This window comes from Mycobacterium sp., from assembly GCF_025965855.1.
Classification (GTDB): domain Bacteria; phylum Actinomycetota; class Actinomycetes; order Mycobacteriales; family Mycobacteriaceae; genus Mycobacterium.
On record NZ_JAOPWB010000288.1, the window covers coordinates 46,648 to 55,847 of the forward strand.

Consider the following 9,200-nt stretch of genomic DNA (forward strand, 5'->3'; position numbering starts at 1 on the left):
GCCCAGCCGTGACTTCTTTATGGTTGGCCGACCGCGCCGAACAGCCCTGGGCCGCAAGCCAGCTTGACGACGGTCCACGTTCCGCCGACGTCATCGTCGTGGGCGCGGGGATCACCGGGCTGATGACCGCCGTTCTCCTGGCCCGCGCCCGCAGGGACGTGCTGGTGGTCGAGGCGCGCACCGTCGGTGCCTGCGCGACGGGAAACACCACCGGGAAGATCAGTTTGCTGCAGGGCAGCCAGCTGTCGAAGCTCCTGCCCAGGCACGGCAGGCACGTGGCCCGCGCCTACGTCGACGGCAATCGAGAGGGCAAGGAGTGGGTGCTGCACCACTGCGCGTCGCACGGCGTTGCGGTGCAGCGCGAGGACGCCTACACCTACGCCCAGTCCGCCAAGGGCGTCCTGTCCGCGCGCGCCGAACTGAAGGCCTGCCAGGCGGTCGGCCTGCCCGCCGTGTGGGACGACAACGCCGACGTGCCGTTTCCGTACCACGGCGGCGTGCGGCTGCCCGACCAGGCCCAGTTCGACCCCATGCCGTTCCTGGACCTGTTGGCCACCGAGTTGCTCGGCCACGGCGGACGGCTGGTCGAGCACACCCGGGTCCGGCGCGTGTCCTCGCGCGGCAAGGGGGTGCGCGTGCACGTGAACGACACCGCGCAGCAGGACGTCGAGCTCGAGGCCGGCCAGCTGGTGCTCGCCACCGGAATCCCGATCCTGGATCGCGGCGGTTATTTCGCGCGGCTGAAGCCAAGCCGGTCCTACTGCTTGGCGTTCAAGGTCCCCGGCAGCATCACCCGGCCGATGATGATTTCCACCGACTCGCCGACGCGTTCGGTGCGCTATGCGCCCACCGCGGACGGGGAGCGGCTGATCGTGGGCGGGGCCGGCCACACAGTGGGCCGTGAGAAGAGCCCATCGAAGTCCTTGGAGGAACTCTCGTCGTGGGCGCGCAAGCACTACCCGGGAGCCGTGCAGACCCACTTCTGGTCGGCGCAGGACTACACGCCCATCGACCGTCTGCCCTATGTGGGCCCCATTCTGCCGAACGACGAAAGTATCTTTGTCGCAACAGGTTTCAACAAATGGGGGATGACCAACGGCGCCGCGGCGGCGTTGGCGCTGTCGAGCCGCATCCTGGGCGGGCGGATGGACTGGTCCCGCGCGTTCGCCAGCTGGAGTCCCCACGAGCTGTCGGGCCTGCTGACGGCCGTGCAGGCCAACCTGGAAGTCGGCTTCAACCTGACCAAGGGCTGGATCGCCCCGGCGATCCGCACCGGCCGTCGCAGCCCCGTCAACGGCGAGGGCGGCGTGGTCACCGGACCCCCGTGGCACCTGGAGGCCCGCTGCCGCGTCGACGGCACCGAGCACCGCGTTTCGCCGGTGTGCCCGCACCTGGGCGGGATCGTCAACTGGAACGACGCCGACGAGGCATGGGAATGCCCGCTGCACGGGTCACGCTTCGCCCCGGACGGCACCCTGCTGGAAGGGCCGGCGACCAGGGATCTGACCGCTTACAACCCTGCGCCGAACGTGTACTGAGCGCGAAAGAACTTATCGGCATTGCAACGCGGTTAGTCCAACATCGCGTTAGGCGGCTTGGTCGAGGAGGACCGTTGACCGCGGGCGGTCCTTCGGGCTTGAATGTGCATTCAGGGCTTTGAGAGTGCATCTTGGGCGGGGAATTCGCCGAAATCCCGCCGTGGGTTCACTCGGAAAGCCCTCAGCGCACACGGAAAGCCCTCAGCGCACACACAACCGTGGCGGGGCGGGTGCTTGGGTGGTCTAGTGCTTCTGGTAGACGAGCCAGCGCAACTCGATCGGGGACTCCTCGCGCGCGACGTCGAACACGTCGAGGCCGGTGGCCCAGGTCTCGAACCAGCCTGTGGGCGGCCAAGCGCCTTCCGGCAGATGGGCTTTCTCATAGTCGTAGGCCGAATCGTCGGCGATGAGCTCGAGAGGCAGCCCGGCCGCCGCGCTCGTCACCTCGTCACGGGTGAAGATCATGGTGTTGCACTGCTGCCCGAGTTCCAGTGCGGCGTTGTCGGGGGTGTAGCTCGGGCGCGCCAGGAACGTGTTGAACACCAGACGTCCGCCGGGGGCCAGAAGATCGGCGGCGAGTTCGAACACGCCGCGCAACTCGTGGGTCGTCCGGAAGTCGGACACCACCTCGGAGAGCACCATCAGCTGGTACTCCTCGTGGACGCCCTCCATGGCCGTGAAGACGTCGCTTTGGATGACGCGCGCGCCGAGCGATTCGCTTTCCACCTCCGCGCGCATGACCTCGGCGAACTTCGGCGCCATCTCGACCGCGTCGACGGGGTGGCCGCGCCGGGCCAGGGCCAGCGCGTTGCGCCCGGTTCCCGCGCCGACATCCAGCACCCGACAGCTCGCGGCGTCGGCCGCCTCGCAGGCCAGCGCCAGCACGCGCGCGTCCGGCTCGGTGCCGAACAGCGGCGCCGGCCGGGTGGCGACCCAGTCATCGTAGTCGGCTTCGACGGTCCGCCATTCGGCTTTGACGCGGTAGTTCAGGCCCGTTCCGAAGGGAACCTGAAACGAGATGACGATTTCCGACCGCTGGGAGGCCTTGAAGGCCTTCGCCAGCTCGGCCTCCAGCACCTTATTGAGCTGAAGAGCCTGTTCGGGCGTGTACGGGACGCCCAGGGTCGCGCAGAGGTTGGCGCATAACCGGGCGTACTCGTCGATCAAGCCGGGGACGGCCGGCACCGAGATCTGGCCCTCGGCCATCGATCGGCGGTACAGCCGGCTGACCATGGCTTCGCGCAGCATCGACGTGTCGAACCGTTTGGGCTGCGGCGCATTCACCAGACTCTTCTACACGACCCAATCCATGGTCGCACAGCGGGTGCCCCGACACCCGCGGGCTAAGACGTCCGTTCGGCGCGGTGTCGGCCACCTTGACGCGCCGGACATGTACTTCTGAATGAAGTGCGATCAATTGCTGGCCCGGTTTTGGCTGCGCCGTCCCAGTACGTCGTCACCGAAGCCGTCACTGCCCTGGCGGCGTTTGACCCGATCGGAGGGACTGACATGGGCAGCACTGCCGCCCGAGATCAACTCCGCCCGGATGTACACCGGCCCTGGCTCGGGGCCGATGCTGGCCGCCGCGACGGCCTGGGACGGACTGGCCGCCGCGCTGCATTCGGCGGCGGCCCGGGCCGTCGGGAGCGGATCGGGGCGCCCACGACTACCGGAAAGGCGGCGCCTCCGGAGGCCCCGGCCGGCGGCCCGATCACCCGCGTCGCCGCCGAGCTTCGTGAGCTGGCCTCGCTGCGCGACTCGGGCATCCTCACCGACCAGGAATTCACAGAGCAGAAAAGGAAACTCCTGGATCAGATCCCCTAGCAAATCGTCGATCAGGGCAACAGTTGCCACTCGACGGCTAATGAGGCTATGCACCGGCTGGTAACCCGGCGTATTCGATGTTGTTGCATTCCCGCCGACTGGCGAAGCGCTTGTTACCACTTGTCGGGCACCGCGAATATGACGGCCCGCCCTGTTACGCTATTCCGCCAACCGGGCGCGCCCAAGGTGCTACCGTTTGCACGCAATTCGAATCCCCGACTTAGCCTCGCGAGCCCTCATGTGCAATTTCCGGATCACCCCCTTGGCGCGCAGCGCACTGGTCGCCGCTGTCGTCGGCATGGCCATTGTTTTCGCGCCGGGGGGCTGCCCGGCGGCGACAGCGGCCGACGGCGTGTACGGCGACCCGGCGGCGGCCGCCAAGTACTGGCAGGAGCAGTCGCTCGAGGACAACTGCGGTTTGATGGCCGTGGCCGACGTGGTCGGTGAGATCACCGGCAATTCGCCGACCGAGCGCCAGATGATCAAGCTGGCCCAGCAGACACCGTCGGGAACCAACCCGGGTCCCATCTACGCCCCCCGCGGCGACCCGAGCCACTCCAACGGCAATGGCGGCGTCGAGATGGCGGACGAGGTGGTGCTCCTCGGCCACTACGGCATCAAATCGATGATGACCTACGACAAGCACCCGGAACAGACGGGGCTGCCGGCGCTGGAGCAATACCTCGGCAACAACCGCAAGGTCATCGCCTGGGTCAACTCCGCGATCATCTGGCACACCGGCGATCAGCGCACGCAGGCCGATCACTTCCTCGTCGTCACCGGGGTCGACACCAACAGCCAGATCGTCCACCTCAACGACCCCGGCGTCGACTACCCCGACGAGCAGGTTCCCATCAGCACTTTCACGAACGCCTGGAAAACCGGCGAGGACTCGATCGTCGTCACCAGCTGAGCGCATCGGTCACTGAGGCCGTCTAATCATCTCGTCACAAGTTTCACAGTTTTTAATATTCATGCTGGCCGGCCACCCATATACTGACGACACCCTCGACGTCGACAAGAAAAGAAGGGCATGAAATGTTTGCACCTCGCTGGCTGACCAAACTGACTATCCCCGTCCTGGTTGGCGCTGCACTAACTGCGAGCACCGCGATTGCGACGGCTGACAGCAACGATGACCAATACCTCGGGAAACTGAAAAACCTCGGTTTCACTTGGCAATCGGGAGGCGACTCCGACATCGTCTCAATGGGCCACGGCATCTGCTCCGACCGCATGGCTGGCAAAACTCCTGACGCCATTGCCTCGGACCTGCACTCCCAGCTGGTCTCCAAGGGCTACTCGTTCGCGGACATCACCGGCATGGTCAGCGCCGCGGAATCGGTTTACTGCCCGGGTTAGTCAATACTCGGCTACCTACCCGCCCCTGAGGGGGTCGTAGAGCCAGCCGTCGCAACCGCTTACTGTCTTCCCTGACGGTGTATGAAGTGCCTCTCGCGGGGGATTGGGTAGTGGAGGAGCCGACGGGCCTGGCAGGTTGCGCTGCGGTGCACATGCGGGTGGAGAGTTTGCGCCGCTATCCGGTGAAGTCGATGCTCGGCGAAACCGTGGACTCCCTGTTCGTCGACGAGGGCGGCGCGGAGGGGGACCGGCGGCTGGCGCTCGTTGACACCGAAACCGGCTATGTGGCCAGCGCCAAACAGGCGCGGCTCTGGCGCGGGCTGCTGAAGTGCACCGCCAACGCGGACACCGGGCGGGTCAGGATCAGGCTGCCCGACGGGACCGACGTCATGGCCGATGACCCCGGCGTCGACGACGTGCTCTCGCGGCTGTTGGGCCGGACGGTCCGACTGGTCAGTCAGCGACCGCTCGGCGCGACGCTGGAACGCCCGGATCCCGAGCAACTGCTCGAGCTCGGGTTGGACGCCGAGGTGAGCGGCCGCATCCTGGAGATCGCTCAGGCGACGCCGGGTCACTCGTTCACCGACGAGGCCCCGCTGCACGCGATCACCACGGCCACCCTCGATCACATCGGCGTCGAGGCGCTGCGCTACCGGCCGAACCTGGTGATCGCGACACCGCCGGGTCATCCTCCATATATCGAAAACGGCTGGGCCGGAAGGGAAATCGTCGTGGGGAAGGCGCGGCTACGCGCCCTGACGGCCACGTCGCGGTGCGTGGTGCCCACCCTTGAGCACGGTACGCTGCCGCGTGCCCCGCACGCGCTTCGCACACCCGCGGCCGAGAATCGTTGGGACACAGGCGGTCACGGCCCGCAGCCGTGCGCCGGGGCATACCTCGAGGTGGTGGCGGAGGGCGTCATCCATGTGGGCGACCAGGTCACCATCGACCGGTAGTCAGCCCGTTGCCCCAACCATTTTCATGACGAGCAGCAAGGGCCGCGAACTACCTCGTGCTCGTGGCGCGAACGGGGGTCACCGCCACTTGATGCCGCACCCGATCGACGGCCGCTGATCGGGGTTGACCGGCTGCCCGGCGAGCACGGCGTCGACCGCCGCCCGGACGTCCGCGGCCGTCACCGGCTTGCCGTTTCCCGGGCGGGAGTCGTCGAGCTGGCCCCGGTAGACGAGCCGGCGCTCGCCGTCGAAGACGAACGTGTCGGGCGTGCAGGCCGCGGAGAAGGCGCGCGCGACATCCTGGGTCTCGTCGTAGAGGTAGGGAAACGTCCAGCCGTGGCTGCGGGCCTCGGCGACCATCTGCTGGGGCCCGTCCTGCGGGTAGGTGCCGACGTCGTTGCTCGAGATGCCGACCATCGAGACGCCTCTATCCGCGAGGTCGCGGCCCAGGGCGGCGAGCCCGGCGGCGACGTGCTTGACGTACGGGCAGTGGTTGCAGATGAAGGTGACGACGAGCGCGGGACCCGTTAGGTCGTCGAGGCTGACGGTGGCGCCGGTGGCCGGCTCGGGCAGCGAGAACGGCGGCGCGGGAGTGCCGAGGGCGAGCATGGTGGACTGGATGGCCATGCCAGCCAGATTAGCCCGGCGCTACAACTTGGAACCCAGCCCCGCGACCAAATTGATGGTGACGGCCAGGACAACGGCGCCGAGCAGATAGGACAGCAGCGCCTGCCGCAACACCGTCGCCCTGATCGATGTCAGTCCGATCTCGGTGTCCGACACCTGGTAGGTCATGCCGACGGTGAAGGCCACGTATGCGAAGTCGCGGAATCGGGGCGGCTCCGGATCGTGAAAGTTGATCCCGCCCGGTTCGTCCGAGTAATAGAGCCGCGCGTAGTGCACGGTGAACAGCGTGTGCACCGCAAACCAGGAGGCCGCGACCGTCATGATTCCGACCAGGGCCGCAACCACCGCCACTGCGCCGGATCGCGAGCCGGCGGCCACCACGTAGCCGACCCCGGCCAGGCTCGCGATGCTTGCCGACACGACGACCGCGTCGGCGACCCACCGGGTGGGGTCCTCACGGGTCACGTATTCGCGGGTCTGGTCGGCGTCCATTCCGCCCAGCAGGAGCCGCGTAGACACCACATACAGCCCGGCGGTAGCTATCCAGCCGACAATCGCGAATCGCCAGCCGACGGTGTTGCCGACCGCGATAGCCACGGCGATGCCGAGCAGCACGGCGATCAAGATTCGAACCGCGACGGTGTCGCGAGACAACGCAACTAGGGATTTCACAATCCCGACCTAACCACGTCACATCCGCCACATGCGTTTCTGACGGAGGAGACGTTCGATGTGCCCGGCTCAGCGCGACAAGCGCGACCGCTTGGAAGCGATTAGCCGTTCTGGGCCGTTTGCGGCGCCTGACCGATCTTGCTGGCCGCGAACGTCGCGGCCTGGTTGACCATCCCGGCGTCGATGTACGACATGTGCGACATGATGTTGCCGCCTGAGGAGCAGATCGGGTCGTCGGGGGCGCACAGGCTGATGGTCTTGCCCACGTAGAGCGGGCTGATGACCGGCAGCGGCTGGCCGCCCCACAACATGGTGGAGAACCCACTGGAGGGCTCGCCGAACAGGGCGACGGCGGCGACGTGACCGGCCACAGGGGCCGGTAGCGCCTGACTGGCGAGGTCGATCACGGTCGAGCCCTGGGAATACCCACCGAGCACGATTTTCGTGTTGGGGCAGCTGGCGACCGTGTCCTGGATGTGCGCGGTCGCGTCATCGGAACCGGCCGTCGCGCTGTTGTGGTAGTCGTCGTTCGCCGGGTAATTCACCGCGTAGACCCCGACGGACCGCCCGCCGACCTGTGAGGTGAGCGAGTCGACGAATGCTTGCCCGATGTTTCCCAGACCAGGCTCCTGATGGGTGCCGCGAGCGAAAACCACCGCGACATCGGAGCACGGATCGGCGGAAGCGGTAGAGACGAGGGGCGTGCTCAGCGCCGCCCACGCCGCCACGGCCGAAACTCCGACGATGCGGGCAAGGCTCTGTGAATTCATTTCCAAATGCTGACATACGGTCGGCGATGGCGGCGCATGCGGTGCCTCAAAGCCCACCTGCGCGCGCGATCCGATCGGCACGCCAACAGCGCGACTGCATAGGGATGTCGATCACGTCGGCGCCGGGGAACCGCGCCTCCAAAGCGGCGCGCGCTTCGGCCAGCCGCCGTGCGCGATCGTCGGGGGCGGCGACGATGACCCCGCTGTAGGTGCCCAGCATCGCGACGGCGTCGTCGATGGTCATGGCCCGCACGAATCGGAACGTCTCCCGGGCGATGTTGCGGAAGGGCGGCGGCGCCGGGAGGGCGACGTCCAGGCGCCGGCGCGCCCTTTCCGCCGCTTTGGCCTCGGAGGTCTCGTCGCCGGGCAGCCGGTCGAGGTTGCGCACCCAGCCCACCTCGCGGTCCCGGCTCGTCCAGATCAGCCCGAGCCGACCGCCGTCGCGCAGCACCCGAGCGATCTCCGGCACGGCGCGTTCGTGGTCCATCCAGTGCCACGCCGACGAGACGAAGACAGCGTCGGCGCACGCGTCGGGAAGCGGAATCGACTCGCCGCGGCCCTCCACGACGCGGACGCCGGGGGATCGCTCCGTCATGACCTTCCGCATCCGCGCGTCGGGTTCGACGGCGACGACCTGTGCGGCTTTGCCCACCAGCGTGCGGGTGAACAGTCCGGTGCCCGCGCCGACGTCGACGGCGACCCCGCAACCTGGCGGCATCAGCCAGTCCACCGCCTGCTGCGGGGGCTGCGGCCGCAGCCCGTCGTAGTTTTCGGCTATCGATCCGAAGGACATCGCGCGCTGTTGACGGTCGGTCACAGCGCCACGGTAGTCGCGTCGGCACGCACGGCTGTTGGCATGGAAACGTTTGGTAAATACCGAGAATTTTGGGCCGGTTTTCCCTAGAGTCTGGCCTACCGGCCCTGTGATGCGACCGATCGTCCGACCTGTGGCGTGAGGTGCCCGTCCCCGGTGGAAAACGTGGTTGTGGGGTAGAGGGGAAGGACACCCGGGGGATGAGCTTTCTGACGTCACCACCAGAGATCATTTCGTCTTTGCTCCATGCAGGCGCCGGCCCGGCTCCGATGTTGGCCGCTTCCGCGGCGTGGGATGGGCTGGCGACCGAGCTGAGTTCGGCGGCGCAATCGTTCTCGTCGGTCACCTCGGGATTGGCCGCAGATGCCTGGCAGGGGGCTGCCTCGGCGGCGATGCTGTCAACCGCGGCGCAGTACGCGGGGTCGCTGAGTGCGGCAGCGACGCAAGCGCAATCGGCCGCCGCGCAAGCCCAAGTGGTGGCCAGTGAGTTCGAGTCCGCCCTGGCCGCCACGGTGCATCCCGTGGTCGTTACCGCTAACAGAAACCAGCTGGTGCAGTTGGTGTTCTCGAACCTGTTCGGGCAAAACGCACCCGCGATCGCCGCCACCGAAGCCGAGTACGAGCAGATGTGGGCCCA

Annotated in this window: 11 protein-coding genes and 1 pseudogene; 7 read left to right on the top strand and 5 right to left on the bottom strand. The window is 67.3% G+C overall.

What is annotated here, in order from left to right; all coding sequences use genetic code 11:
* Nucleotides 1-8: 8 nt before the first annotated feature.
* Nucleotides 9-1,538 carry an FAD-dependent oxidoreductase gene (locus JWP83_RS24700; RefSeq protein ID WP_297736290.1) on the top strand — a complete coding sequence of 510 codons (1,530 nt, stop codon included), beginning with the start codon at nucleotides 9-11 and terminating at the stop codon, nucleotides 1,536-1,538.
* Between the two features lie 243 nt (nucleotides 1,539-1,781).
* Here the strand turns inward: JWP83_RS24700 and JWP83_RS24705 are convergent, their stop codons facing one another.
* Nucleotides 1,782-2,786, bottom strand: coding sequence for a bifunctional 2-polyprenyl-6-hydroxyphenol methylase/3-demethylubiquinol 3-O-methyltransferase UbiG (locus tag JWP83_RS24705; protein WP_297736325.1), 1,005 nt, complete (start codon nucleotides 2,784-2,786; stop codon nucleotides 1,782-1,784).
* A 256-nt stretch (nucleotides 2,787-3,042) separates the two neighbouring features.
* On the opposite strand from JWP83_RS24705, the pseudogene JWP83_RS24710 reads away from it, so the two are divergent.
* The 5 genes and pseudogenes from JWP83_RS24710 to JWP83_RS24730 form a co-directional block, all read left to right on the top strand.
* Nucleotides 3,043-3,165 (top strand): annotated as a pseudogene (locus tag JWP83_RS24710) (PPE domain-containing protein); the annotation flags it as partial.
* Between the two features lie 83 nt (nucleotides 3,166-3,248).
* Nucleotides 3,249-3,362, top strand: a complete 114-nt coding sequence (locus JWP83_RS24715) for an SHOCT domain-containing protein (RefSeq protein ID WP_297736329.1) — start codon at nucleotides 3,249-3,251, stop codon at nucleotides 3,360-3,362.
* A 298-nt stretch (nucleotides 3,363-3,660) separates the two neighbouring features.
* A complete protein-coding gene (locus JWP83_RS24720; RefSeq protein WP_367185669.1) occupies nucleotides 3,661-4,275 on the top strand; it encodes a C39 family peptidase in 615 nt (204 codons plus the stop codon).
* 125 nt (nucleotides 4,276-4,400) lie between these two features.
* Nucleotides 4,401-4,724: a DUF732 domain-containing protein gene (locus JWP83_RS24725; RefSeq protein ID WP_297736296.1), complete on the top strand. Its 324-nt coding sequence runs from the start codon at nucleotides 4,401-4,403 to the stop codon at nucleotides 4,722-4,724.
* Between the two features lie 152 nt (nucleotides 4,725-4,876).
* Nucleotides 4,877-5,680 carry an MOSC N-terminal beta barrel domain-containing protein gene (locus tag JWP83_RS24730; RefSeq protein ID WP_297736332.1) on the top strand — a complete coding sequence of 268 codons (804 nt, stop codon included), beginning with the start codon at nucleotides 4,877-4,879 and terminating at the stop codon, nucleotides 5,678-5,680.
* A gap of 78 nt (nucleotides 5,681-5,758) precedes the next feature.
* On the opposite strand, the gene JWP83_RS24735 is transcribed toward JWP83_RS24730, so the two are convergent.
* The 4 genes from JWP83_RS24735 to JWP83_RS24750 all read right to left on the bottom strand — a co-directional run bounded on the left by JWP83_RS24735 (nucleotide 5,759) and on the right by JWP83_RS24750 (nucleotide 8,566).
* Entirely contained in the window at nucleotides 5,759-6,307 is a 549-nt protein-coding gene (locus tag JWP83_RS24735) for a thioredoxin family protein (protein WP_297736300.1), read from the bottom strand.
* A 21-nt stretch (nucleotides 6,308-6,328) separates the two neighbouring features.
* Nucleotides 6,329-6,979 carry a DUF1345 domain-containing protein gene (locus JWP83_RS24740; protein ID WP_297736302.1) on the bottom strand — a complete coding sequence of 217 codons (651 nt, stop codon included), beginning with the start codon at nucleotides 6,977-6,979 and terminating at the stop codon, nucleotides 6,329-6,331.
* 101 nt (nucleotides 6,980-7,080) lie between these two features.
* Nucleotides 7,081-7,749, bottom strand: a complete 669-nt coding sequence (locus JWP83_RS24745) for a cutinase family protein (protein WP_297736305.1) — start codon at nucleotides 7,747-7,749, stop codon at nucleotides 7,081-7,083.
* Between the two features lie 46 nt (nucleotides 7,750-7,795).
* On the bottom strand, nucleotides 7,796-8,566 hold the full coding sequence (locus JWP83_RS24750; RefSeq protein WP_297736309.1) for a class I SAM-dependent methyltransferase: 771 nt from the start codon (nucleotides 8,564-8,566) through the stop codon (nucleotides 7,796-7,798).
* Nucleotides 8,567-8,763: 197 nt separating this feature from the next.
* On the opposite strand from JWP83_RS24750, the gene JWP83_RS24755 reads away from it, so the two are divergent.
* On the top strand, nucleotides 8,764-9,200 hold a 437-nt coding region (locus JWP83_RS24755; RefSeq protein WP_297736312.1), incomplete at its 3' end, for a PPE family protein.

Excerpts from the sequence above, each read along its gene's own strand:
- JWP83_RS24725 (WP_297736296.1), top strand. The coding sequence starts at position 4,401 with ATGTTTGCACCTCGCTGGCTGACCAAACTGACTATCCCCGTCCTGGTT.
- JWP83_RS24720 (WP_367185669.1), top strand. The coding sequence starts at position 3,661 with ATGGCCATTGTTTTCGCGCCGGGGGGCTGCCCGGCGGCGACAGCGGCC.
- JWP83_RS24735 (WP_297736300.1), bottom strand. The coding sequence starts at position 6,307 with ATGGCCATCCAGTCCACCATGCTCGCCCTCGGCACTCCCGCGCCGCCG.
- JWP83_RS24745 (WP_297736305.1), bottom strand. The coding sequence starts at position 7,749 with ATGAATTCACAGAGCCTTGCCCGCATCGTCGGAGTTTCGGCCGTGGCG.
- JWP83_RS24705 (WP_297736325.1), bottom strand. The coding sequence starts at position 2,786 with ATGCTGCGCGAAGCCATGGTCAGCCGGCTGTACCGCCGATCGATGGCC.
- JWP83_RS24730 (WP_297736332.1), top strand. The coding sequence starts at position 4,877 with ATGCGGGTGGAGAGTTTGCGCCGCTATCCGGTGAAGTCGATGCTCGGC.